Source organism: Kitasatospora sp. NPDC089509 (assembly GCF_044749365.1).
Taxonomy (GTDB): Bacteria; Actinomycetota; Actinomycetes; order Streptomycetales; family Streptomycetaceae; genus Kitasatospora.
In genome coordinates this window covers 453,251-479,357 of record NZ_JBIVHS010000007.1, presented here as the reverse complement: position 1 = coordinate 479,357, position 26,107 = coordinate 453,251, and the positions used below count along the sequence as shown (strand labels likewise).

Annotated in this window: 14 protein-coding genes; 6 read left to right on the top strand and 8 right to left on the bottom strand. The window is 73.9% G+C overall.

Annotated features, from left to right (window positions below):
- Positions 1-21 precede the first annotated feature (21 nt).
- Genes ACIP4P_RS18775 through ACIP4P_RS18760 form a run of 4 tightly spaced genes read left to right on the top strand, consistent with a single transcriptional unit; the run spans position 22 to position 12,340 of the window.
- Complete coding sequence (locus ACIP4P_RS18775) at positions 22-6,831, top strand: amino acid adenylation domain-containing protein (RefSeq protein ID WP_400919764.1); 6,810 nt, start codon at positions 22-24, stop codon at positions 6,829-6,831.
- The gene (locus ACIP4P_RS18770) at positions 6,825-10,727 is read left to right on the top strand and encodes an amino acid adenylation domain-containing protein (RefSeq protein ID WP_400919762.1); all 3,903 of its coding nucleotides are present in this window, start codon (positions 6,825-6,827) and stop codon (positions 10,725-10,727) included. Before ACIP4P_RS18775 ends, ACIP4P_RS18770 begins: the two co-directional genes overlap by 7 nt.
- Before the next feature lie 14 nt (positions 10,728-10,741).
- Positions 10,742-10,963 carry an MbtH family protein gene (locus ACIP4P_RS18765; protein WP_350515250.1) on the top strand — a complete coding sequence of 74 codons (222 nt, stop codon included), beginning with the start codon at positions 10,742-10,744 and terminating at the stop codon, positions 10,961-10,963.
- 30 nt (positions 10,964-10,993) lie between these two features.
- The gene (locus ACIP4P_RS18760) at positions 10,994-12,340 is read left to right on the top strand and encodes a hypothetical protein (RefSeq protein ID WP_400919760.1); all 1,347 of its coding nucleotides are present in this window, start codon (positions 10,994-10,996) and stop codon (positions 12,338-12,340) included.
- Between the two features lie 84 nt (positions 12,341-12,424).
- On the opposite strand, the gene ACIP4P_RS18755 is transcribed toward ACIP4P_RS18760, so the two are convergent.
- The 5 genes from ACIP4P_RS18755 to ACIP4P_RS18735 form a co-directional block, all read right to left on the bottom strand.
- On the bottom strand, positions 12,425-13,549 hold the full coding sequence (locus ACIP4P_RS18755; RefSeq protein ID WP_400919758.1) for an alpha-hydroxy acid oxidase: 1,125 nt from the start codon (positions 13,547-13,549) through the stop codon (positions 12,425-12,427).
- Positions 13,546-14,634, bottom strand: coding sequence for a 4-hydroxyphenylpyruvate dioxygenase (hppD, locus tag ACIP4P_RS18750; protein WP_400919756.1), 1,089 nt, complete (start codon positions 14,632-14,634; stop codon positions 13,546-13,548). Before hppD ends, ACIP4P_RS18755 begins: the two co-directional genes overlap by 4 nt.
- Positions 14,631-15,992 carry a PLP-dependent aminotransferase family protein gene (locus tag ACIP4P_RS18745; protein ID WP_400919754.1) on the bottom strand — a complete coding sequence of 454 codons (1,362 nt, stop codon included), beginning with the start codon at positions 15,990-15,992 and terminating at the stop codon, positions 14,631-14,633. The genes hppD and ACIP4P_RS18745 overlap by 4 nt, the downstream gene beginning before the upstream one ends.
- Positions 15,993-16,206: 214 nt before the next feature.
- Positions 16,207-17,343, bottom strand: coding sequence for a c-type cytochrome biogenesis protein CcsB (ccsB, locus tag ACIP4P_RS18740; RefSeq protein ID WP_400919752.1), 1,137 nt, complete (start codon positions 17,341-17,343; stop codon positions 16,207-16,209).
- A 232-nt stretch (positions 17,344-17,575) separates the two neighbouring features.
- Positions 17,576-18,238 carry a hypothetical protein gene (locus tag ACIP4P_RS18735; protein WP_400919750.1) on the bottom strand — a complete coding sequence of 221 codons (663 nt, stop codon included), beginning with the start codon at positions 18,236-18,238 and terminating at the stop codon, positions 17,576-17,578.
- A 247-nt stretch (positions 18,239-18,485) separates the two neighbouring features.
- Between ACIP4P_RS18735 and ACIP4P_RS18730 the strand changes: the two genes are divergently transcribed.
- Both ACIP4P_RS18730 and ACIP4P_RS18725 read left to right on the top strand, forming a co-directional pair.
- Positions 18,486-21,926, top strand: coding sequence for an SdrD B-like domain-containing protein (locus ACIP4P_RS18730; protein ID WP_400919748.1), 3,441 nt, complete (start codon positions 18,486-18,488; stop codon positions 21,924-21,926).
- 424 nt (positions 21,927-22,350) lie between these two features.
- Entirely contained in the window at positions 22,351-22,836 is a 486-nt protein-coding gene (locus ACIP4P_RS18725; RefSeq protein WP_400919746.1) for a hypothetical protein, read from the top strand.
- Positions 22,837-23,041: 205 nt separating this feature from the next.
- Here the strand turns inward: ACIP4P_RS18725 and ACIP4P_RS18720 are convergent, their stop codons facing one another.
- Genes ACIP4P_RS18720 through ACIP4P_RS18710 form a run of 3 tightly spaced genes read right to left on the bottom strand, consistent with a single transcriptional unit; the run spans position 23,042 to position 26,103 of the window.
- Positions 23,042-23,878 (bottom strand): alpha/beta fold hydrolase, encoded by an 837-nt coding sequence (locus tag ACIP4P_RS18720; protein ID WP_400919811.1) that lies wholly within the window; start codon positions 23,876-23,878, stop codon positions 23,042-23,044.
- Positions 23,879-23,933: 55 nt separating this feature from the next.
- Complete coding sequence (locus ACIP4P_RS18715; protein ID WP_350513310.1) at positions 23,934-24,650, bottom strand: spheroidene monooxygenase; 717 nt, start codon at positions 24,648-24,650, stop codon at positions 23,934-23,936.
- Positions 24,643-26,103, bottom strand: a complete 1,461-nt coding sequence (locus ACIP4P_RS18710) for a flavin monoamine oxidase family protein (protein ID WP_400919743.1) — start codon at positions 26,101-26,103, stop codon at positions 24,643-24,645. The genes ACIP4P_RS18715 and ACIP4P_RS18710 overlap by 8 nt, the downstream gene beginning before the upstream one ends.
- Between the last annotated feature and the right edge of the window lie 4 nt (positions 26,104-26,107).

Below are 26,107 nucleotides of genomic sequence, written 5' to 3'. Positions count from 1 at the left end.
CTGGTCAACCCGGCGCGTTCGATGGCCCGTCACCCGCTGTTCCAGGTGATGCTGGCGTTCCAGAACACCCCGCAGGTCAGCCTCGACCTCCAGGGTCTGAGCTTCACCCTGGAGCCCGTCGACCTCGACATCGCCAAGTTCGACCTGCTGTGGAGCCTGCGGGAGCGCCCGGACGCCGACGGCGTCGACGGCATCCTCGAATACAGCACGGACCTCTTCGACGCCGGGACGGCGGCCACCCTGGTGCGCCGGCTGGAGCGGGTGCTGCGCGCGGTCGTCGCCGACCCGGACCGGCCGATCGCCGTCCTGGACCTCCTCGACCAGGAGGAGCGCCGACAGCTGCTGGCGGAGTGGACGGACACCGCGGCCCAGGTCACCCCGGCGCCCCTGCCGGAGCTGTTCGAGGCGCAGGCCGCCCGCACCCCCGCGGCCACCGCCGTGCTGGAGGGCGATCTCGCGCTGAGCTACGCCGAGCTGAACGCCCGCGCCAACCGCCTGGCCCGGCTGCTGGTCGACCGCGGCGTCGGCCCGGAGTCGGTGGTGGCCCTGTCGCTGCCGCGTTCGGCCGAGCTGGTGACCGCCGCCCTGGCCGTGCTCAAGGCCGGCGGCGCCTACCTGGCCGTCGACCCCGACTACCCCGCCCAGCGGGCCGGCTTCATGTGCGCGGACGCCGCCCCGGTCGGCGTGCTGACCGCCGGCGGTTCGGACGGCCGGCTCCCGGCGGAGCTGACCCGCTGGCGGCTGGACGACCCGGACACGGTCGCGGAGTTGGCCGGGTACCCCGCGGCCGACCTGACCGACGCCGAGCGCCGCACCCCGCTGCGCACCGGCCACCCGGCCTACGTGGTCTACACCTCCGGCTCCACCGGGACGCCCAAGGGCGTGCTGGTCAGCCACCGCGGCCTGGCCGCCCTGGCCGTCTCGCACCGGGACGCCCTCGGCCTGGACGGCGACTCCCGGGTGCTGCAGTTCGCCTCGCTCAGCTTCGACGCCTCGGCCGGAGAGCTGGTCATGACGCTGCTGTCCGGCGCCACCCTGGTCGTCCCGCGCCCGGAGCAGGTCATCGGCGAGGGGGTCGTGGAGCTCATCGCCACGGCCGGGGTGACCCACGCGATGCTGCCGCCCGCGTTCCTCGCCACCCTCGACCCGGCACGGGTGACCACCCTGCGCGGCCTGATCACCGGCGGCGAGGCCTGCCCGCCCGAGGTCACCGCCCGCTGGTCGGACGGCCGGACGATGCTGAACGCCTACGGCCCCACCGAGTCGACGGTGTGCGCGAGCCTGAGCCGGCCGCTGTCCGGCGCGGTGGTCGCACCGATCGGCCGCCCGGTGGCCAACACCCGCGCGTTCGTGCTCGGCCCGGGCCTGGTCCCGGTCCCGGTCGGCGTCGTGGGCGAGCTCTACCTGGCCGGCGACGGCCTGGCCCGCGGCTATCTCGGCCGGCCCGGGCTGACCGCCGAGCGCTTCGTGGCCGACCCCTTCGGCGAGCCCGGCTCCCGGATGTACCGCACCGGCGACCTGGCCCGCTGGACCGAGGACGGCGAACTCGTCTTCGCCGGCCGGGCCGACAACCAGGTGAAGCTGCGCGGCTTCCGGATCGAGCTCGGCGAGATCGAGGCCGTGCTGGTCCGGCACCCCGCCGTGGCCCGCGCCACCGTCCTGGTCCGCGAGGACCAGCCCGGTGACAAGCGCCTGGTCGGCTACGCCGTCCCCGCGGACGGCGCCGCGCCGGACCCGGCCGAGCTGCGCGCCCACATCGCCGCCGCGCTGCCGGAGCACATGGTGCCCGCGGCCGTCGTGGTGGTGGACGGCATCCCGCTGTCCCGCACCGGCAAGGTGGACCGGGCGGCCCTGCCGGCCCCCCGGTACGACACGCTGCGCTCGGGCCGCGGCCCCCGGACCGCCCGCGAGGAGGTGCTCTGCGCGCTCTTCGCCGAGGTGCTCGGCCTGGAGCAGGTCGGCATCGACGACAGCTTCTTCGACCTCGGCGGGCACTCCCTGATCGCCACCCGCCTGGTCAGCCGGATCCGCTCGGTGCTGGACCTCGAACTGCCGCTCGCGGTGCTGTTCGAGGCGCCGACGGTGGCCGCGGTCGCGGCGTACGCCGGAACCGGGGCGGACGCCCGCCCGGCACTCGTCCGGGGCCCGCGCCCGGAGGCGCTGCCGCTGTCCTTCGCCCAGCACCGGCTGTGGTTCCTGGGCCGGCTGCACGAGGCCGACGCCGTCTACAACATGCCGGTCCCGCTGCGGCTCACCGGCACCGTCGACCGGCCCGCCCTCCAGGCGGCGCTGGACGACCTGCTGGCCCGGCACGAGTCGTTGCGCACCCTGCTCGTCGAGGTCGACGGGCGCGCGGAGCAGCGGGTGCTCGACGCCGACCGGACGCCTTTCCCGCTGAGCTTCGTCGACGCCACGGCGGCGGAGCTGCCCGAGCTGGTCACCGCCGCGGCGCGGGCCGGGTTCGACCTGGCCACCGAACTGCCGGTGCGGGCCACCCTGTTCAGCTTCGGGCCGGAGGAGCACGTGCTGCTGCTGGCGCTGCACCACAGCGCCGCCGACGGCTGGTCGCTGGCCCCGCTGGCCCGCGACCTGGGCGCCGCCTACGCGGCCCGGCTGGCCGGTACGGCTCCCGACTGGCAGCCGCTGCCCGTGCATTACGCGGACTACGCCCTGTGGCAGCGGGAACTCCTCGGCGACGAGGAGCACCCCGACAGCCTCGCCCACCGTCAACTCGCCCACTGGCGCGAGGCGTTGGCCGATCTGCCGGAGGAGCTGGCGCTGCCGGTCGACCGGCAGCGGCCGGCCGTGGCCAGCCACCGCGGCGGCCGCGTCGCGGTGGCCTGGGACGCCGAACTGCACCGGGCCGCGACGGAACTCGCGCGCACCACCGCCACCAGCGTGTTCATGGTGGTGCAGGCCGCCCTGGCCACCCTGCTGACCAGGCTCGGCGCCGGCGAGGACATCCCCGTCGGCAGCCCGATCGCGGGCCGGACCGACGAGGCGCTGGACGGCCTCATCGGCTGCTTCACCAACACCGTCGTGCTGCGCACCGACACCTCCGGCAACCCCGGCTTCCGGGAGCTGCTGGGCCGCGTGCGGGCGACCAACCTGGCCGCCTACACCCACCAGGACCTGCCGTTCGAGCGCCTGGTGGAGGTGCTCAACCCGGTCCGGTCGCTGTCCCGGCAGCCGCTGTTCCAGGTGCTGCTGGCCTTCCAGAACACCCCGGAGGTGGCCCTGCGGCTGCCCGGCCTGGACATCGGGCTGGAGCCGGTCGAGACCGGGGTGGCCAAGTTCGACCTCGCGCTGAGCCTGCACGAGACCCACGGCGAGGACGGCGGGGCCGGCATCGAGGGCATGCTGGAGTACAGCACCGACCTCTTCGACCGCCCGAGCGCGGAACTGCTCGTCGCCCGGCTGTCCCGGCTGCTGCGCGCGGTGCTGACCGACCCGGACCGGCCGATCGGCCAGGTCGACGTCCTCGGCGACGCCGAGCGGCACCGGGTGCTCCGGGAGTGGAACGACACCGCGGCGGCGCTGCCCGCCGAGGCGTCCACCGTGCACCGGGTCTTCGCCGACTACGCGCGCCGGCACCCGGAGGCGGTCGCCGTCCGGGCGGGCGCGCGGGAGCTGACCTTCGGTGAGCTGGACGCGCGGGCCGACCGGCTCGCCCGGCGGCTGATCGGGCTCGGCGTCCGGCCCGAGGACCGGGTCGCGGTCCTGACCGAGCGCTCCGTCGAGCTGGTGGTCTGCCTGCTCGGCGTGCTCAAGGCGGGCGCGGCCTACGCGCCGCTGCACGAGGGCTACCCGGCCGAGCGGATGCAGCAGGTGCTGCGGCGGTCGGGGGCGAGCGTCCTGCTCACCGACCGCGCCTGGCAGGAACGCGGGGTGCCGCAGGCCGAGCAGGTCGTGCTGGTCGACGAGACGGACCTGCCGCCGACCGACGGCGCCGCCGTCCCGGCCGTCCCGGCGCACCCCGAGCAGGCGGTGTACGTGATGCACACCTCCGGCTCCACCGGCGAGCCCAAGGGCATCACCATCACCCACCGCGCCCTGCTGGAGCTGGTCCTCGACCCGCGCTGGGAGCCGGGGCACCAGGACCGGGTGCTGATGCACGCGCCGTACGCCTTCGACATCGCCGACTACGAACTGTGGATCCCGCTGCTGACCGGCGGCCAGGTCGTGCTGGCCCCGCCCGGGGACGTCGACGTCGCCGAGCTGAAGCGGCTGATCGTCGAGGAGCGGATCACCGGGGTGCACTTCACCGCGGGCCTCTTCCGGGTCGTCGCGGACGACCTGGCGGACTGCCTCGGCGGGGTCCGGGAGATCCTCACCGGTGGTGACGTGGTCTCGGTGGCCGCCGTCGAGAGCGTGCTGCGGGCCGCCCCGCACGTCGTGGTCCGGCACCTGTACGGGCCGACCGAGATCACCCTGTGCGCCACCCAGCACCGGGTCACCGCCCCGGCGGAGCTCGGCGACCGGCTGCCGATCGGCCGGCCGATGGCCAACACCCGGGTGTACGTGCTGGACGGCGCGCTGTCCGCGGTGCCGGTCGGCGTCGCGGGCGAGCTGTACATCGCGGGCGCGGGCCTGGGCCGGGGCTACCTCGACCGGCCGGGCCTGACCGGCGAGCGCTTCGTGGCCGACCCCTTCGGCCCGGCGGGCGAGCGGATGTACCGCACCGGCGACCTGGCCCGCTGGCGTCCGGACGGCACGCTGGAGTTCGTCGGCCGGGCCGACGACCAGGTGAAGATCCGCGGCTTCCGGGTCGAGCCCGGCGAGATCGAGGCCGTGCTCGGCCGACACCCGGCGGTCGCCCAGAACGCGGTGGTCGTCCGGGAGGACCGGCCGGGCGACCAGCGCCTGGTGGCGTACGTGGTCGCGGCCGGCGACGAGGGGCCGGCCGGCCCCGAGCACCCGGCGACGGACCGCGTCGACCCGGCGGAACTGCGCACCTTCGTCGGCACCGTGCTGCCCGACTACATGGTGCCCGCCGCCGTGGTGGTGCTGGACGCGCTGCCGCTGACGCCCAACGGGAAGCTGGACCGCAAGGCCCTGCCCGCCCCCGCGGCGCGTCCGGCCGGCTCCGGCGGGGCTCCGCGCAACGCCCGCGAGGAACTGCTCTGCGGGCTGGTCGGGGAGGTCCTCGGGCTCGGCACCGTCGGCATCCACGACAACTTCTTCGAGCTCGGCGGCGACAGCATCGGCTCCATCCAGCTGGTCAGCCGGGCCCGCGCGGCCGGGCTGGCGCTGACCCCGAAGGACGTCTTCCAGGCCAAGACGGTCGCCCAACTCGCCCTGGTGGCGGGCGAGGTGGTCGTCCGGGCCGCCGACGACGGGGTCGGCCCGCTCCCGCTCACCCCGGTCATGCACGACCTGCGGGCGCGCGGCGGCACGCTGGACGGCCTGCAGCAGTCGGTGCTGCTGCAGGTCCCCGCCGAGCTGACCACGGCCGGGCTGACCACCGTGCTGCAGACCGTGCTGGACCACCACGACGTGCTGCGGCTGGAGGTCCTCGACCAGGACTGGCGGCTGCGGACCCGGCCGACCGGTTCGGTCGACGCCGCGTCCGTGCTGCGGACCGTGGACGTCACCGGGCTGGACGACGCGGCGGCCCGCACGCTGATGCGGGTCGAGGCCGAGGCCGCGGGCGACCGGCTGGACCCCGCCGCCGGGGTGCTGCTGCAGGCCGTCCGGTTCGACGCGGGCCCCGCCCGCTCCGGCCGGCTGCTGCTCGCCGTCCACCACCTGGCCGTGGACGGCGTCTCCTGGCGGATCCTGCTGCACGACCTGGCGGCCGCCTGGAGCGCCGTCGCGGCCGGGCAGGAGCCCCGGCTGGAACCGGTCGCCACGTCCTTCCGCCGCTGGGCGCGGACCCTCACCGAGGAGGCCGGGCGCCCCGGCCGGACGGCGGAGCTCGCCTTCTGGACCGGACCGGACCGGGCACCGGAACCCCTGCTGGGATCCCGGGCCCTCGACCCGGCCCGGGACACCACCGCCACCGCGCGCTCGCTCACGGTGTCGCTGTCCGCGCCGGTCACCGAGGCCGTGCTGACCACCGTCCCGGCGGCGTTCAACGCGGGCGTCAACGACGTCCTGCTGACCGCGCTGGCGCTCGCGGCCACCGTGCTGCGGGAGGACCCGGAGGGCGCCCCGGTGCTCGTCGAGGTCGAGGGCCACGGCCGTCAGGACGACCTGGTGGAGGGGCTCGACCTGTCCCGCACCATGGGGTGGTTCACCACCGTCTACCCGGTCCGGCTCGACCCCGGCGCGGTGGACTGGGACGACCTCTGGTCGGCCGGGCCCACCGTCGGCCGACTGCTCAAGCGGGTCAAGGAGCAGCTGCGCGCGGTGCCGGACCACGGCATCGGCCACGGCCTGCTGCGCCACCTGAACGCCGGGACGGCCGGAGCGCTGGCGGACACCCCCGCCCCGCAGATCGGCTTCAACTACCTCGGCCGGTTCGACGCCGCCGGACCGGGCGCCGACTGGGGCCTGGCCCCGGAGAGCGCGCAGGACGACGCGGCGGGCCCGCCGTCGGCCGGCCCGACGCCGCTGCGGCACGCGCTGGACGTCAACGCGGTGGTCCGGCCCGGGGCCGACGGCGCCGAACTGCGGGCCGGCTGGACCTGGCCGGACGGTGTCCTGGCCGAGCGGGACGCGCGGGCGCTCGCCGACACCTGGGTGCGGGTGCTGGAGGCGATGGCCCGCCACGTCGAGCGCGCCGACGCCGGCGGCGCCACCACGTCGGACTTCGACCTGGTGCAGCTCGACCAGGACGAGATCGATGAGTTCGAGAACGAGTTGCTCGAGGACGGGGACCTGTGGTGAAGCGCGCACGGATCGAGGACATGCTGCCGCTCACGGCACTGCAGGAGGGACTGCTCTTCCACTCCCTCTACGACCGGCAGGCCTCGGACGTCTACCACCTGCAGTTCGCCTTCGACCTGCGCGGTGAGCTGGACGCCGAGGCGCTCCACCGGGCGGCCGCCGGCCTGCTGCGCCGGCACGCCAACCTGCGGGCGGCCTTCCGCCAGCGCCGCAACGGCGAGTCGGTGCAGGTCGTGCTGGACGAGGTGACCCTGCCCTGGCGCGTGGTCGACCTCTCCGCCCTGCCCGCCGACCGGCGCGCGGAGGAGCTCGCCACGCTCCTCGCCGAGGACCGGGCGAAGCGGTTCGAGGTCAAGAGCCCGCCGCTGATCCGCTGCCAGCTGGTGCGGCTCGGCGCCCGGGAGCACCGGTTCGTGTTCACCAGCCACCACCTGCTGATGGACGGCTGGTCGGTGCCGCTGCTGCTGAACGAGCTGTTCACCATGTACGCCGACGGCGGCGACCACGCGCTGGCACCGGTTCGGCCCTACCGCGAGTACCTGCGCTGGCTGGGCCGCCAGGACCGGACCGCCGCCCAGGACGCCTGGCGCCGCCACCTGGCCGGCCTGGAGGGGCCGACCCTGCTCGGCCCGGCCGGGGCCGGCCGCGAGACGGTGGTCCCGGACGAGGCCTCGGTCGACCTCGGCGCGGACCTGACCGCCGGCCTCACCGCGGTGGCCCGGCGCAGCGGACTGACCCTCAACACCGCCGTCCAGGGCGCCTGGGCGCTGGTGCTGTCCCGGCTGACCGGCCGCACCGACGTGGTGTTCGGCGCGACGGTCTCCGGCCGCCCGGCCGACCTCGCCGGCGTCGAGTCCATGATCGGCCTGTTCGCCAACACCGTCCCGGTCCGGGTGCGGACGGACCCGGACCGCTCCCTCGCCGGACTGCTGGCCGACCTGCAGCAGGAGCGATCGGCCCTCGCCGACTACGAGCACCTCGGCCTCGGCGAGCTCCAGCAGCTCAGCGGCGTGCGCGGCGAACTCTTCGACGCGCTGTACGTGTTCGAGAACTTCCCGGCCCCGGCCGAGCGCGACACCCCCGGCTACCAGGGCCTGACGCTGGCCGGCGCGGACGGCCAGGCCGCCGCCCACTACCCGCTGACCCTGACCGTCCTGCCCGGCGCCACCCTCCGGTTGCGCCTGGACTTCCGCGCCGACCTGTTCGCCCGGGAGACCGTGCTCGGCTGGGCTGACTGCCTGCGCCGGGTGCTGGAGGCCCTGGTGGCCGACCCGGACCAGCCGGTCGGGGCCGTGGACGTGCTCGACGCCGACCGGCGGCAGCGGCTGCTGGTCGGCTGGAGCGGCGAAACGGCCGCGCCGGACGGCAGTTGCCTCCCGGAGCTGTTCGAGGCCCAGGTCCGCCGGACCCCAGACGCCACCGCGCTCTGGCAGGACGACGCGCCCGTCGGCTACGCCGAGCTGAACGCCCGGGCCAACCGGATGGCCCGCTTCCTGGTCGGCCAGGGGGTCGGCCCGGAGTCGGTGGTCGCGCTCGCCCTGCCGCGCTCGGCGGACCTGCTGGTCGCGCTGCTGGCGGTGCTCAAGGCCGGCGGCGCCTACCTCCCGCTGGACCTCGAACACCCCCGCGAGCGGGTGGAGATGATCACGGCCGCGGCCCGCCCGGCGGTGACCCTGACCACCCGGGACGGACTCACCCGGCTGCCCGCCGGCGAGGCCCGGTGGTGCGTGGACGACCCCGCCTTCACCGCCGTCGTGGCCGGGTGCGCCGCGGACGACCTGACCGACCGGGACCGCGCCGCCGCGCTGCGGCCCGGCCACCCCGCGTACGTGATCTACACCTCCGGGTCCACCGGGACCCCGAAGGGCGTCCTGGTCCCGCACCGCGCCCTGGTCAACTTCCTGCACGGCACCGGCCGGCTGGTCCCGATGGACACCGCGGACCGGATGCTCGCGGTCACCACGGTGGCCTTCGACATCCACGTGCTGGAGCTGTACCTGCCGCTGCTGGCCGGCGCGGGCGTCGTGGTGGCCGGGCGCGACCAGGTCCGCGACCCCGCCGAACTGGCCGCCCTGCTCCGGCGCAGCGGGGCCACCGTCATGCAGGCCACCCCGACGCTGTGGCAGGCGCTGCTGTCCGAGCACCCGCAGGACGCCCGGGGGCTGCGCATGCTGGTCGGCGGCGAGGCGCTGCCCGCGCCGCTGGCCGCCCGGATGCGGGAGCTCGGCCAGGAGGCCGTCAACCTCTACGGGCCCACCGAGACGACCGTCTGGTCGACCGCCGCAGACCTCGGCGCCGACCTCGGCGCGGACCGCCCGGGGGCGCCCTCGATCGGCCGCCCGATCCGCAACACCCGGGCGTACGTGCTGGACGAGCGGCTCCGACTGGTCCCGCCCGGGGCGGCCGGCGAACTGTACCTGGCCGGCGAGGGCCTGGCCCGGGGCTACCTGGGCCAGGCGGCGCTGACCGCCGGCCGCTTCGTCGCGGACCCGTACGGGCCCGCCGGGGCGAGGATGTACCGCACCGGCGACCTGGCCCGCTGGACCGAGGACGGCCGGCTGGAGTACCACGGCCGGACCGACCACCAGGTCAAGCTGCGCGGCTTTCGGCTGGAGCTCGGCGAGGTGGAGGCCGCCCTGGTCGCCCAGCAGCAGGTCGCGCAGGCGGTCGTGGTGCTGCGCGACGACCGGCCCGGTGACCGCCGCCTGGTCGGCTACGTCGTCCCGGCCGGGCCCGCCCTCGACCCCGCGGAGACGCTCGCCGCCCTGCGCCGACGGCTGCCGGAGTACATGGTGCCCGCGGCCGTGGTGCCGCTGGAGGCACTGCCGCTGACCCCGAACGGGAAGCTCGACCGCAAGGCGCTGCCCGCACCGGACCTCACCGGCCAGGTCTCGGACCGCGAGCCGAGCACCGCCGAGGAGGAGGTGCTGCGCACCCTGTTCGCCGAGGTGCTCGGCCTGGAGCGGATCGGCGTCGACGACGACTTCTTCGAGCTGGGCGGGCACTCGCTGCTGGCGACCCGGCTGGTCACCCGGATCCGCGCGGAACTGGGCACCGACACCTCCATCCGCAGCCTCTTCGAGGCGCCGACGGTGGCGTCCCTCGCCGAGCGGCTGCACCGGCAGGACGACCCCTTCGACACCGTGCTGCGGCTGCGCCCCGGACGCCGCGGCACGCCGTACTTCCTGTTCCACCCCGCGGCCGGGCTCGGCTGGGGCTACACGGGCTTCATCGGCCGGCTCGACCCGGAGTCGGCGCTCTACGCGCTGCAGGCCCGCGGACTCACCGGTGACGGTGAACTCCCGGGCAGCGTGCGGGAGATGGCCGCCGACTACCTGGCCCGGATCCGCGCGGTGCAGCCGAACGGGCCGTACCGGCTGCTCGGCTGGTCGTTCGGCGGGCTGGTGGCGCACGCGGTGGCGACGCTGCTCCAGGACGAGGGCGCGGAGGTGGAGCTGCTCGCGCTGCTCGACGCCTACCCGGCGGTGGACGGCCCGGAGGTGTCCGAGGCCGACCTCGACCGGGAGATCCGGGCGGCGCTCGCCGCGGAGCCGGCCGGCGCCCCGGACCCCGCGGGCCCGCCCGCCCGGTCGGACGACCCGCCGGCCGCCCTGGGGGAGCGGGGCGTGGCGGCGCTCAAGCGCGTCGCGGCGAACAACATGCGGATCGCCCGCGGGTTCGTCCCCGGCACCTTCCACGGCGACGTGCTGGCCTTCCGGGCCGCCCGGCAGCCCGGCGGGCCGCTGTCCCCGGCCAAGGCCTGGGCCGCCCATGTGACCGGCGGGATCGATGAGTTCGAGCTGGACTGCACCCACCAGGAGATGACCGCGCCGGCCTCGCTGGACGTGATCGCCGGGGTGCTGCGGGACCGGATGTCGCCGACATCCGGACGATGACAAGGAGAGACACGATGGCGACGAACCCCTTCGAGGACGAGAACGGGACCTACCTGGTGCTGGTCAACGACGAGGGCCAGCACTCGCTCTGGCCCGCCTTCGTCGAGGTGCCGGCCGGCTGGCGCACGGTCCACGGCGAGGACAGCCGGCAGGCCTGCCTCGACCACATCGAGCAGAACTGGACGGACATGCGGCCCACGAGCCTGGTCGAGGCCATGGATGCGGGACATGCCTAAGGTCTGCGGCAGCACGGGGGAGGCACGGACATGACGAGCTCGGGATTGGCGGCGGACCGGGACCGGACCGGGGAGTCCGGCGGGCCGGTGCCCGGCGCGGGGGTGGGCGGACCCGCCCTCACCGTGGGGACGCCCGCGGCCGCGGCGCGGGCGCTGCGGCGGGCGGTCGAGGAGGTCACCGACTGGTCGCACCGGCCGATCGGGCCGGAGAGCTACCCGGACTTTCCGTACCGGGCGGTCGTCGACTACTACCGGCGGGTCGGAAAGGCCGCGGTGGCACCGGAGTTGGTGGCGCTGCTGCGCGGCCTGCGGGTCCGGATCGGCTGCGGCGGGCTGGCCCGGCCGTGGTCGTCCCCGGACGCCTGGCTGTTCGACCAGTGGCTGCCGCTGACGTTCACCGACCAGCCGATGGCGTACAACAGCTACGCCGGCCACGACCTGCTGCAGGTCGCGCACTGGGACGCGGGGAGCGCGGAGCACGCCGAGGACCTGCTGATGGTGGCGCTGCTCGCGGACCTCGCGACGGTCGAGCTGGACGCCCTGGCCCTGCCCGAGCCGACCGACCGGCAGCGGACCAGGACGGTCGCGGTGCTGCAGGCGGTGGCCCGGCTCGGCGCGTTCGCGCCGGCGGCCGTGCCGGACACCGCGCCGCTGGAGGCGTTGCGGGCCGCGGTCGCCGCCGCGCCCGGGAACGAGGAGCTGGTGGCCGCCGGCCGGGAGACCGTGACGCTGCTGCGGGCCGGGGTGCCGGCCGGACTGCGGCGGGCGGTGGACATCGGGCTGCTGCCGGTGACCACCGTGCACGACGAGCACATGTTCATCCGGTCCGTGCAGCTCTTCGAGCGGATCTTCGCCCGGGTGGCGGCCGCGCTGACCGACGCGGTCGAGGCGGTCCGGGCCGGCCGGCCGGCGGAGGCGGCCGCCGTGCTGTCGGCGACGGCGGCCCGGCTGACCGGGGCGACCTCGGCGCTGTACCGGATCCTGACCACGATCCCGCCGGAGACCTTCGCGGTGATCCGGGACCACACCCACGGTGCCAGCGCCATCCAGTCCCGGCCCTACCAGATGATCGAACTGGTCAGCGCGAAGCGGCCGGACGGCCCGTACTCCAGCGAGAAGGGCCCCGAGTTCACGGTCGTCGCGACGCTGCAGGAGGAGTTCCTGGCGCGGATGGGCGGCTGGGACGCGGACGAGGCGCGCCGGCTCCAGGAGGAGATGCTCGCGCTGGACGCCGCCTGGCGGTCGATGAAGCGCACCCACTGGGGCGTGACGCTGAAGATCATCGGCCGGGTCTCGGGCACCGGCGGCACCACGGGCGCCGACTACCTGAAGGCGGCGGCGAACATCGAGCTGTTCCCGATGCTGGCCGCCGCCTAGCAAGCCTGTCAGGCCCTGTCAGGCCCTGTCAGGCCCTGTCCGGTCCGGGCCGAGCCCGGCCGGACAGGGCCCGCCGGGCCGGGCTCAGCCCAGCACGGTGGCCAGGTCGCGCGCGGCGCCGAGGTCGGGGCACCCCGACAGGACCAGGGCCTCCCGGAGTTCGGCCTGCAGCAGCTCGAACACGCGGGCGGCGCCCGCCTCACCGTCGGCGGCCAGGCCCCACAGCACCGGGCGGCCGAGCAGCACGCCGTCGGCGCCGAGGGCCAGGGCGCGCAGGACGTCCGTGCCGGAGCGGATGCCGCTGTCGAGCAGCACCGAGCAGCGGCCGCCGACCGCCTCGACCACCGGCGGCAGGGCGGTGACGCTGGCCGGCGCACCGGCGAGCTGGCGGCCGCCGTGGTTGGACACCACCACCGCCTCGGCGCCGATCTCCACCGCCCGGACGGCGTCCCGCGGGTCGAGGACACCCTTGAGCACCAGCGGCATCGTGGTGCGCTCGCGCAGCCAGGCCAGGTCCGCCCAGCCGATCGCGGGATCGAAGGCCTGCCCGGTGTGGGTCGCGACGCCCGACGCCCCGGGCTGCCGGGTGTGGGTCGCCGCCAGCGGCACCCCGCCCAGGTTGGCCGCGGTCACGTCGGCGGGCAGCGTGAACCCGTTGCGCAGGTCGCGGAGTCGACGGCCCATGACCGGCACGTCGACGGTGACCACCAGCGCCTCGCAGCCGGCCTCCTCGGCGCGGCGGACCAGGTCGAGCACCTGCGCGCGGTCGCGCTGCCAGTACAGCTGGAACCAGCTCGTACCGCCGACCGCGGCGATCTCCTCCAGCGGGTAGCTGCTCAGGGTGCTGATCGCGTACGGGATCCCGGCTTTGGCCGCGGCGCGCGCGGCGGCGAGCTCGCCGTCCGGGTGCATCAGCCGCTGGTAGGCCATCGGCGCCACCACGACCGGCATCGCGGCCGTCCCGCGCAGCAGCGGGCCGGAGGGGTCCGCGACGTCCGTCCCGGCGAGCACCCGCGGCACCAGGCGCACCCGGTCCAGCGCCGCCCGGTTGGCGGCCTGGACGGACTCGTCACCGCTGCCGCCCGCGACGAAGTCCCGTACCTCGGCGGGCAGTCGGTCCGCGGCGAGCCGCTCGACGTCGGCGAGGCAGACCGCCGGGCCCGCCGGAGCCGCCGGGACCGGTGCCGGATCCGGAGCGGGGCCGCTCATCGGGCCGCCTCGTCGGTGCGGGACTGCTCCAGCTCCACCGCGGTGTAGAGCGCCTTGATGTTGCCGCTGCCGAAGGTCCGGGCGCCCAGCCGCTCGATCACCTCGAAGAACAGCGTGCCGCGCGGGTGGACGGAGCGGGTGAAGATCTGCAGCAGCTGGCCGTCCTGGTCCTGGTCGACCAGGATGTTGAGCTCCCGCAGCCCGTCGACCGAGTGGCGCAGCAGGTCGAGGCGCTCCGGCACCAGGTCGTAGTAGGCCCCGGGGGTGCGCAGGAACGCGACGCCGTTCGCGCCCAGTCGGGCCACGTCCTGCACGATGTCGTCGGTGGCGAACGCGATGTGCTGGACGCCGGCGCCGCCGTGGTCCTTGATGAACTGGTCGATCTGGCCGGGCTCCCGGGACAGATCGGGCTCGATCAGAGTGAGCGTCACCGTGCCGGAACGATTCTGCACGACCATGGAGTCCATGGCCTGCTTGCCGACCACGATGCGCTCGGTGAAGACCATGTCGAAGTCGAGGACGGTCTTGTAGAACTCCACCGTGGGGACCAGCTGACCGGCCTCCAGGCACACCGCGAAGTGGTCCACCGTGTGCAGACCGGCGGCGGACCCCTCGGCGGCGGCCTCCTCGACGGCGTCCGGCCCGGCCACCGGCAGCCCCGGCAGGGCGCGGGCGTCCACCCCGGGCAGCCGCTGGACGAAGGTGTGCACGACGTCGCCGAAACCGGTGATGGAGGCGGTGACCACGCCGTCCCGGGTGGTCGGCTCGGCGACCGGACGGGCACCGCGCCGGACCGCCTCGGCGAAGGCGGCCGCCGCGTCCGGGGTGGCGAGCCCGATCGCCGACACACCGTCACCGTGCCGCTCGACGAAGGCGGCCGCCGGGTGGTCGGCGTCGCCGGCCGCGGTCAGCACCAGTCGGACGCCCTGCCGGCCCACCGCGACCGCGCGCACCCCGTCCGACGCGTCGGCGGACCGGGCGTAGACCTCCAACCCGTACTGGTCCACGAAGAGTCCGGTCGCCAGGTCGAGGTCGGCGATCGCCAACTCGACGTGGTCGACCCCGAGTATGTCGAGCGCGCTCACAGGTGTCCCCCTTGGTTCGGTGCGGTCGTGCCGTTCTCTTCGCACTGCTCGTCGACGAACTCCGCCAGCCGGTCCAGGCCGACGGTGATCTGCTCCGGCGTCAGGTAGCTGAAGGACAGCCGGATCTGGTGGCGGGGCTCGCCGTCGCCGTAGAAGTGGTGCATGGGCGTCCACAGCACCCGGTGCCGGCGCGCCGAGAGTTCGAGCAGCTCGTCGTCGACCGGGAACGGGACGTCCATGACGACGAAGAAGCCCCCGGTGGGCACGTTCCAGCTCACCCCCGGGCGCCGGTCCGGCCCGAACCGCTCGGCCAGCCCGGCCAGCAGGTGGCGGAGGTTCTCCTGGTAGACCGCGTTCTCCGGGGCGTTCGCCGCGCGCAGGCTGAAGTCGTGCTCCAGGAGCTTCCCGCCGATGACGGCCTGGGCGACCGGCGGGGTGTTCACCGTCAGCATGCTCTTGATCTTGGCGAGTTGGTCGGCGAGCGACTGGGTCCCGCCGTTGCCGTCGCCCACCAGCTGGTCGGCGACGACGTAGCCGATCCGGGCGCCCGGCAGGCCGGTCTTGGCGAACGAGCCGAGGTAGACCACCCGGCGGTCGCGGTCGAGCGCCTTGAGCGTCGGCAGCGGCTCGGTGTCCGGCGCGTGGAAGATCCCGTACGGGTTGTCCTCCAGCAGCAGGAAGTCGTGCTCCGCCGCCAGCCGCAGCAACTGCTGCCGGGTCTCCAGGTCGAGGCTGATCCCGGACGGGTTGGCGAAGTCGGCCACCACGTACAGCGCCCGGGGCCGCAGGCCGGACTCCTTGGCCCGTCGTACGACCTCCACCAGGTCCGCCAGGTCGATGCCCGCCGGCGAGCCCTGGACCGGCAGCAGCGGCATGTCGACCAGCTCGGCAGCTCCGGCGACCCCCACGTAGCAGGGCAGCACGGTCAACAGGCAGTCCTGCTCGGTGCGGCGCAGCGCCCGCAGGGTGAGGAACAGCGCCTCCTGGCAGCCGACCGTCACCACGATCGACTCCGGGTCGACCACCACGTTCTCGTCCACCGCGAGGTTCTTCGCGATCAGGTCGTGGATGATCCCCTTGGTCCGGCCGTACTGCAGCACGGTCCGCCGCACCAGCGTGACGTCGCCGTCGAACCGCTCCATCAGGTGCTCGGTGTACCGGCGCAGGTGACGGTGGACCAGCTCGGTGTCGAACAGTCCCTCGAAGGGGCGTCCGGCGGCGAAGGAGACGGCCTCCGGGAAGCGCTGTGAGACCTCGTTGAGGAAGTTCATCGATTCGATGACCGGTGAGGCCAGCGATGCGTGCAGGTCGGCGAGTTCCAGCTCCACCGGACTCCGCTCGTTGTCGGACGCGGTCAATCCAGCTCCCCCTTGTGTCTGCACCCGCGCCGAGCGGCGGCGAACTGCTTCCCCGAAGCCGCCTGCGCGGGGTTCACGAACGTGCGGGCGTGCGGGAACGCAGCCCCGGAACAGAGTGAATCATGAAACGATCCCGGCACCGGTCCGAGGTCCGCCCCGTGATCCCGGGGCGCACCACGGGATCACGGGGCGGAGTTCCGTACCGCCGGCGGCGTCAGCCGATCCCGGCGTACGAGTGCTTGCCGGTGACGAAGATGTTGATGCCGTAGTAGTTGAAGAGCATGCAGGCGAACGCGACCAGGGCCACGTAGGCGGCCTTGCGGCCACGCCAACCGGCGGTCGCCCGGGCGTGCAGGTAGGCCGCGTACGCGACCCAGGTCACGAAGGACCAGGTCTCCTTCGGGTCCCACTCCCAGTACTTGCCCCAGGCCGCCTCGGCCCAGATGGCACCCGCGATGACGGTGAACGTGTACAGCGGGAAGACGATCGCGTTCACCCGGTACGAGAAGCGGTCGAGCGTGGCCGCCGCGGGCAGCCGCTCCCAGACGGAGGCGGGGATGCGCAGCGGGCCCGTCTCGCGCGCGCCGAGGGCGCGCTGCTTCTCGTAGACGTCCTTGCCGAGGTACATCAGGGTCGCGGCGAAGGCCGTGTAGAAGGCGCCCACACAGGCCGTCGCGGCGGTGACGTGGATGCCCAGCCAGTACGAGTGCAGGGCCGGCACCAGCGCGTCCGCCCCGGTGTAGAGCACCGTCACCGCGAGCCCGAGGGTCAGCACGGCGCCGACGGTGACGGGCACGCCCAGCCAGCGCACCGGGGCCTTGGCCGCCAGCAGCCCCAGGTAGACCAGGACCATGGCGAGCGCGAACGCGCAGGAGAACTCGTACATGTTGCCCCAGGGCCAGCGCATCGCCGACAGCCCGCGGGCGGTGACCCCTCCGACGTGGAGCAGCGCGCCGAGCGTGGTCAGCGAGATCGCGATCCGCCCCGCGAGGTCCGCCTTCGGGCTGCTCCCCGCGGCACCGGGCCCGTCGACCTGGGGCTCCTCGCCCCGGCCCGTGGTCACCACGGTCGCGCCCTCGCCCGCCACCACGGTGCGGGTGAGGGTGGTGGACCCGCCGTCCCCGGAGGCGACGGTGACCGTGGCCTGCCGGACGCTCCTGCCCGCGTGGGCGGCCACCGTCTCGGCCAGGGTCGTCTGCTCGATCGAGCGCCGGGCCACCGTTCCCCGGCTGCCGAACGTCCACTCGAAGAGGTGGGCGAACATCGCCAGGACGTACACCGCCATGGCCGAGTAGATGAGCTTGTTGGACATGCCAGCCAGTTGGAGGTCGACGACCGAGGCGAGCTTCACCACGAACTCCTTCGGAGTCAGGCTTCGATGGACACTGACCGCCCCCACTCTACGGTGGGTGATCCGCTGCCGACTCTCCGGGGTCCCGCTCCCGGGCCGGGGCTGATCCCCCCTCAGTCGACCTGTCCGGCAGCGGAGACGGGCGCGCGAGCGGGATCAGCCGATCCCCGCTCCCGTCGAGCCCCGGGTCTCGTTCGCCGGTTCGCCCGGCGGGCCGCCGCGTACGGTGTCGTCATGATTCAAGATCAACAACCGTTTCCCATAACGGTGATGAGGGGAACGGTGGCACCCGCCGGGCCCGCCGGGGCGCGCAGGGCACGCGAAAGAGCCGTCCTGGCCGGGCGGTTCGGGGGATGAGGGCGGCGACCCCTTCCACCAGCAGCATCCAGGTCGGGTGCCCGCCGGTGCCGAAGGCGGCGGCCAGGGCGTAGCCGATGGCGGCGTCGGCCGGGCGGGCGTCGGCGTCCTCCCGCCAGTCGGCGATGACGACCTGGTCGCCGTCGCAGGAGAAGTCGCCGAGGCGCCTGCCGTCGCGGGTGAGTCGACTGCTGGGGATGGAGTCCGGGACCAGGACGTACACCGCGCCCCGGTGGGTGACCTCGACCCGGTAGGAGCCCCGGAGGAACCTGCCCCGGCCCGGCCGCAGCGGCACCGGGGCGCCGTCCACGGTCAGGGTGAGGCGCTCGGCGTCGCGGGTGCCGATCGCGATCTGCGGGTCCGGTTCGCCGTCCGGCCCTCCGTCCGGGTTGCTCTCCTGGTCGCGGGTGAGGACGACGGTGGGGATCCGTTCGCCGGAGACGGTCACCCGCTGCTGGCCCCGGAGGTCCACGGTGATCGCGCCGAACACGGTGTCCTCGGTGGTGAAGGGGACGGGAGTGGTCGGGCGGTCGGTCATCTGGGCTTCCTCCGGTCGGTCGCTTTACCCGTTCTTTGCCTCTCGTCCTTTGTATCCCGTCCGGGCGTGCGCGGAGTACGACGATCGGGTGATTCCACGGGCGGCGATCGGGGGGCTCGCGCCGTCCGGGTGGATCGGGGCGCAGGGTGGTGGGGGTCGTGCCATCCGTGGGCCGGGCAGGTGAATCACCGTGACCCGTCCTCGCGCCGTCAAGAGCGGCGTCGGGCGGTCGGATGAACTGCCTGCCATGCGACTTCGATTCCGGACCGGGCGGATCGCCTCGGTTCTGGCACTGGTGGCGGGCTCGCTGCTCAGCAGCAGCGTGCTGGCACCACCGGCCCAGGCCGCGATCTCCTTCACCAAGAGTGTGGACAAGGCGACGCCCTCCCCGGGGGAGAACGTCACCTACACCCTGCGCTACACGTGCTCGATCACCGAGTGCGCGAACGGCCAGATCCTCGACACGCTGCCCGCCAACATGCAGTTCGTCGGCTGGACGCCCGACCCGTCATCGGTCGACGAGGCCGCCTCCACCGTGCCCGCCACGGGCGCGATGGGCGGCACGATGGACATCAAGCTGAAGAACCTCAGCCCGGGCACCACCGCCACCATCACGGTGACGATGAAGTACCCGAACTTCTCCACGCCCAACGGGGCGGCCTCGACCAACTCGGCGACCATGTCGGCCACCGGCGAGACCTCGCAGACCGCGACCGCCGACACCAAGGCGGCCGTCCAGCCGCAGTACACCGTCACCAAGGGCATCCAGACCTCCAGCAGCGACGGACGCACCGTCACCTACCAGTTCAGCGCCTGCGCCACCGACAACGTGCCCAACGTCGACCTGGACACCAGCCGGCTGCTGGACACCCTGCCGCCCGGCGCGGTGGTGGACCTCGGCCGCTCGCCGGGCTGGTCCCAGGTGGCCCCCGGGCCGAACACCTGGGGCTACGACATCGGGGCGTTCACCTCCGGCAACGGGCGCGGCGGCTGCCGACTGCCCGGCGTGCTGGTCGTCAACTACCCGGAGGCCGACTTCCCGGACGGGACGACCTCCGACAACACCGTGGACCTGCTCGGCGCCCCGCTCACCGAGAGCGAGCGGCGGCTGGACTCCTCCTCCACCACCACCGGCCAGTTCCGCCCCCCGGCGAGCGGCGTGGTGGTGACCGCCAGCAAGGTGTGGCGGGAGACCACCGTCTCCGGTGACCTCAACTCCTTCAGCCTGTCGGCCACCAACACCTCCGGTCCGGCCACCAGCCTGACCATGACCGACCCCGGCGCCGGCAGCAGCGACGGCGTCTACAACTGGATCTACCCGCAGTCCCTCCAGTTCGAGCCGTGGAACCCGACCAGCATCCAGCTCACCGTGCAGTACCGCCTCAACGGCGACCCCACCTGGCAGACCTTCACCCCGACCAGCCCGCTGAACGGCTCCAGCCCCCGCCGGATCACCTTCGTCCAGGGCGCGGGCGACCCCGCCAACGACGAACTGGGCATCCCGGCCGGACGGTGGCTGGACGGCCTCAAGTTCACCTGGGACGGCCCCATCCCCACCGGCTGGAGCCCCGGCAACGCCGTCCAGCTGGTCACCCAGGTCGCCACCCCCGGCCACGACGGCCGCCCGGCCCCGGCCCCGCTGACCAACTGCGTGGACACCACCGCCAGCGACGGTAACAACAGCGCCTCCGCCAACGCCTGCGCCTCCACCACCATCACCCCGGCGACCAACCTCGGCGCCGCGAAGACCACCGTCGCCGGCGAGCTGTCCGCGCCCGGCGGCAAGGCCACCTTCCAGGTCATCCCGTACAACCGCAGCGCCCGCGACCTCGACCGCCCGCTCGTCCTCTACGACGTGCTGCCGGCCGGCGTGGTCTACATCGACGGCTCCGCCCGCCCGGACCCGAACTACCCGGACGCCAAGGCCCCCAGCTCGATCACCGTCACCCCCGGCCCCGACGGCCGCCAGATCCTGAAGATGGAATGGCCCGCCGGCGCGCCCGACATGACGTACCTGCACGACCAGCTGGCCTACCGGATGCTCTTCGACGTCCAGGTCGCCAGCAGCATCCGCTCCGGTGAGCTGACCAACGACATCTACGTCACCGTCGACCAGCCCACCAACCCGGTCTCCTGCATGTTCTCCGGCTCCGACAGCGGCAGCACCCCCGACGTCATGGACCTCAACGGCAACGGCGACACCACCGAGCTGATGTGCCACGCCTCCTCCAAGATCCAGGTGGACGTGCCGGCGGTGCTGCGCTCGTACAAGGAGGTCAAGGGCGACCTGGACGCCGACTACGTCACCATCGGCACCGCCACCCCCGGCGGCCAGACCTCCTGGCGGATGACCGTCCGCAACGACTCCCCGGACCCGGTCACCGACTTCATCGCCTACGACAAGCTGCCCACCCCGGGCGACAACTACGTCCTCACCCAGGACGCCCCCCGCGGCAGCGCCTGGACCCCCTCGCTGAGCCAGCCGATCACGGCCAGCGACCCGACCGTGGTCATCGAGTACACCACCGACCCCAACCCCTGCGTCGAGCCGGTGATCGTCACCCGCACCGGCTGCAACAGCGCCGCGACCTGGAGCACCGCCTTCCCCGGCCCGGGGACCGCGACCTGGTTCCGCATCCACCGCCCCGGCACCATCGCCTCCGGGGACGCCTTCACCCTCACCTGGCCGATGGTCGCCTCCTACGACGCGCCCGAGGGCGACTACGCCTGGAACAGCTTCGCCTTCACCGCCACCGACAACGAGGGCCGGCAGCTGCTGCCCGCCGAGCCCGCCAAGGTCGGCGTCGCGGTCAAGCGGATGGCACCCTCCAACAACGCGCTCGGCGACTTCGTCTGGCAGGACCTGGACGGCTCCGGCATCCAGAAGCCCGGCGACCCCGGCATCCCCGGCGTCACCGTGAAGCTGCTGGACGGCAACGGGCAGCCGGTGCGGGACAAGGACGGCAAGCCGGTCACGACGGTGACCGACTCGACCGGGCACTACCTGTTCGACAACCTGCCGGACGGCAGCTACCAGGTGCAGTTCGACCTGTCGACGCTGCCGTCGGGTGCCACCGTCACCAAGCGGGGAGCGGGCACGGACCCGAGCAAGGACTCGGACGCCGACCCGACCACCGGGCTCACCCAGACCGTCACCCTGAAGGGCGGCCAGCGGGACCTGGACCTGGACATGGGCGTGATCCTGCCCACCACCTCGCCCTCGCCCACGGCCTCGCCGTCGCCGACCTCGTCGCCGTCTCCGACGTCCTCGCCGAGCCCGACGTCGTCTCCCTCGCCGACGTCTTCGCCGAGCCCGACGTCCTCGCCGTCTCCCACGTCGTCCCCCTCTCCCACGTCGTCCCCCTCGCCGACGTCTTCACCGTCTCCGACCGCGTCGCCGAGCCCGACCTCCTCGCCGTCTCCGACCGCGTCGCCCAGCCCGACCTCCTCGCCGACCGCGAGCGGGTCCCCGAGCCCGAGCGGCTCGCCGTCGCCGACCCAGACGGTCGGCCCGACCGGCAGCCAGAGCCCGACCGGCGGCACCCCGTCGGGGTCGAGCAGCCCCTCGCTGCCGAACACCGGCAGCCGGATGAACGGCCCGCTGCTCGCCGCCCTCGGCGGGGTCGCGGCCCTCGGCGGCCTGATCCTCTGCGTCACCGCCTACCGCCGCCCCGGACGCCACAGCTGACGCCCGACGTGCGCTGACGTCCACCGACAACTGCGACGGACAACCGAACAGCAGGACCTGACCAGTGGCGCCGCCTCCGGGCGGCGCCACCGGCGCGTTCGGGCGTCGTGCACCGGGCACCCGGGCCGGACGGCGGGCGAAAGGATCCGGACAAGTCGGCAGCCCGTGCGGCGGCCGGTCGAGCGGTGGGGGCTGAAGTCAGGGAGCCGTCCGGTCGGATCCGCCGGGGAAAGCCGTGGCCGAATCTCGTGGCGGCTTCCGGAAAAACGGTTGACAGTGCGTACAGAAAATACTCGACACGCTTATCTGGTAATTCCCGGAGTGTTTGTCGACGAATGTGAAACCTTGTCCCACCACGTCATTCGTGGAGTAATGGTCATGTCCTTCTCGATCGGGAGGGACTCGATCTCCGAAAGGGAATTCCATGCGCTACGGAAGGTTCGGAACGAGCGCGCTCCTGGGAGTCGGCGCGGTGCTCGCGGTCGGGTTGGGGACCGCGCCGCTGGCGATGGCCGCCCCGGCCCCGGTGGCGCCCGCTTCGGCCACCGTCACGTTCGACTGCGGCAGCTTCGGGAGCGGGGTGGCGACCCTGGTGGCCTCCCAGAACGGCACCGCGGCGACGATCTCCGGCAGCGGTTCGATCATCGCGCCGTTCGCCATCCCGGCGAACGCGGTCACCTCGACCCTGACTCTGGCCAACGCCTCCGGGGGAACCAGCACCTTCTCCGGGACCGCCAACCCCGCGGCGGCCCAGGGGGCGGCCTTCGCCACCGGTCCGATGACCGGTTCCGTCAACTCCGGTGACAGCCTGACCGCGACGACGCTGAACCTCAGCTACCCCGCGGCCGGCATCTCGGTGAACTGCACCGCCACGACGGCGCCGGCGCCCGGCCCGTTCGTCTTCTCCTGATCCGCGCACCGGGCTCCCCGGTTCTTCCGGAGAGCTGAGGAAACAGTCGTGGCCGCCGTCCCGGGACGGCGGCCACGTCATTTCTCCGGGAATTCCGCGGTCCCTTTTCAGGGGGCGGGGAACCGGGGTCGAACGAGGACGGCGAAGCCGCCACGCGCACGGCGTGGCGGCGTGGGCCGGACGAGCGGCCGGACGGGCGGCCGGATTACGGCGCCCCCCACTTCCTGATCGACTGGGCGAGCAGGGCGGGTTGGTCCAGCGGCAGCAGCGAGTACGTGTCGGCGATCTCCACGTGCCGCCCCTGGGGCAGCGCGTCGGCGAGCCGGCGCCCGTGCTCCGGGGGCATGACGCGGTCCTTCTCCGCCCACACGACGAGGGCGGGCCGGTCGAACCGGGGGAAGTGTTCGGCGGCCGCCACCAGGGCCCGCCGGTCCGCCGCGATCCCCCGCAGGGCGCGCACCGCGTCCCGCCGGATGCCGGGCTGGGTCAGCACCGGCTTCATCCAGCGGGCGACGACCGGGTCCCCGCGCTTGGTGAGCCAGCCGAAGGCGATCGGCAGCCGCCGCACCGGCTTGAGCCGCATCTGCTGCATGAAGGCGCCGAACAGGCTCGGCGGCAGCTTCCCGGTGAGCACCACGGTCCTGCCGGTGAGGCCGGGAGGGAAGTTGTCGAAGGCGTCACAGGCGACCAGCACCACCCGGCCCACGCGGGCCGCGCCCTCGGCCATCAGGAGTTGGACGAGGGCACCTCCGGTGTCGTTCCCCACCAGGGTCACGTCGGTCAGGTCGAGGCGCTCCAGGAACTCTGCCACGAGCCGGGCCTGTCCGCGGGGTGACAGGTCGGTGCCCTCCCGCACCGGCACGGTGTGGCCGCCGAGCGGCAGGGTCGGAGCCACGCAGCGATGGTCGGCCCGCAGGTCGGCGATCACGTCGTCCCACAGCGAAGCGTCCATCAGGAGGCCGTGCAGGAACACGAGCACCGGCCCGTCGCCGCCGGTGTCCGTGTACTGGAGCGTTCCCGCGGAGAGCTCGACTTCGTCCATCGTCATGCTCCGGATCACTTCCCCAACTAGGTTGTGCCGTTGTCGGATTGAGACTTCAGGAGGTCAACGGGCCGAGTGGGTCGCGCCCTTCCCACTGACCCTCCGATCGGTAGGGCCGAAGGCGTACGAACGACGTTTCGTGGTGGAAGGCCCGGTCGGCGTGCGCGGCCATCGCCTGGGCGTGCCCGCCCGGGTAACTGCTGACCGTATAGTCCCGCATCTCCCGCGTGCTGCGCCAGACCGAGAGGGTGCTCACCAGGTTGGGCGGGCGGATCAGTGAGGTGCCCGCCAGGAAGGCCGGATGCGTGCGGGCCTCGCGTTCGGCGGCCGCCGCGGCGGCCAGGAACGGGCCGGCCCGGTTCGCGCGGACCCGGGCCATGGTGAGGACGGCCACCGGGCCGTCGGTCACCGGCTGTTCCTGGCGCGGAAGGTCTTCCAGCCCCGGCCAGGAGCCGATGGTGCGCACCGGTTCGAACCGCGCGTTCCAGCCGCGCCGGTAGATCCGGACCCGTGGATGCGACAGGAACCGGTCGAGGGAGTCGTCGTCCTCCCAGGCGGCGAGCAGGGCGACGCCCGTCACCTTCACCCCCGGGACCAGGCCGGTGCGCAGCGGTTGCATGAGCCAGGTCTGGGACCAGCGCAGGCCGTCGACGGCGGCCGGGTCGGGCCGCGACCGCAGGGCGGTGAGCGCCTCGCGGGCGCCGACCTCCGCGATGTGCACGGACATCAGCGACGAGCGCCGGTGGACGGGAGTCGTCGGATCGTCAATCATGCTTATCGGCCTCGTCCATTCGTCGGAAGACATCGTCGAACCGGTTCTCCGGAGCGGCGTCCGTCCGGGCGGGAGTCTCGCCGGAGTCGCGCCCGATGACCTCCAGCGCGACCCGTCGGCCGGAGTCGATGGCGCCCCCCATCGCTCCGTACTCGGCGGTCACGGTCTCCGCTCCGGCCCAGTGGATGCGCCCGATCGGTTCCCGCAGGCCGGGCCCGTAGGAGGTGTAGAGCCCGGGTGGGGCGTAGGAGTGGTAGCAGCCGCGGGTGTAGGGCTCGGCCATCCAGTTCTGCTCGATGACCTCGTACGGCCAGGCGGCGCGCGGGCCGAAGAAGCGGGTCAGCGCGCGCAGCACCGTCTCCCGCCGTTCGCCGGGCGCCAGCCGGCTCACCTCGCGGGCCGCCGGACCGGTGACGAAGACCGCGAGGACGCCGGGCGTGCCGTCCGGCGGGCACGAGTCCATCACGGCGCGCACCGGGCCGTCCGGGCTGATCACCATTCCGGTGAGGCCGTCCTTGCGCCAGAACGGCTCGTCGTAGAGGGCCAGGTACTTGATGGCCGAGCCGAAGGTCAGCCGCTGCGTCAGCTGGTCGCGGTGGGCCGGCAGCGGGGGGTCGTAGTCGATGCGGCCGGCCAGCGGGACGGGGATCGCCAGTACCACCCGTCGGCCGACCGCCTCGAACCCCTCGCCGATCACCCGGACGTGGGTGCCGGTGTGCCGGACCTTCCGCACGGTGGCCCCGTGGTACGTCTCCGCCCGGATGCTCTCGGCCAGTCGCTCGGCGATGTTCTGCGAGCCGCCGACGAAGCGGCGCTCCAGGGTGCCGCCGGTGACCGAGGTCATGGCCCGGAAGCCGCCGGCTCCCTGGGAGTAGTAGAGGACGTGCAGCAGCGAGACGTCGGCGGGCGTGGCGGCCAGGCCCGCTTCGATCATCACCTGCATCAGTCGGCGTCCGCCCCGGGTGCGCAGGTTGCGGCGGGCCCAGGAGGCCATGGTCTCGCTGTCCCAGCGGTCGGCTCCCGGGGCCCGCCACGGGGCGTCGAGCGGCACCCGCCGGGCCATCCGCTCCAGCCGCAGGGCGGCCTGGCCGAAGTCCGCCAGGGTGGCCGGGCCGATCCGCGGCATCAAGCCCCGCCAGCGGACGAGTTCGCCGTCCCAGTCGATCAGCCGGTCGCCCTCGTCGTGCACCCGGTAGGAGTCGATGCCGAGCTCGCGCGCGGTACCGGCGATGATCCGCTGGGCCTTGCCGTGGAACTCGGCGCCCAGTTCGACGATCTTCCCGTCACCGATCGGGGCGCTGAGCGCCCGGCCGCCCAGCCGGTCGCGGGCCTCCAGCAGGGCGACCGACCGTCCGCTCCGCTTCAGCTCGCGGGCCGCCGTGATCCCGGCGAACCCGCCGCCGACCACGATGACGTCCGCCTCGACGGACGGATGCTCCCTGATGTCCCGCACCTGC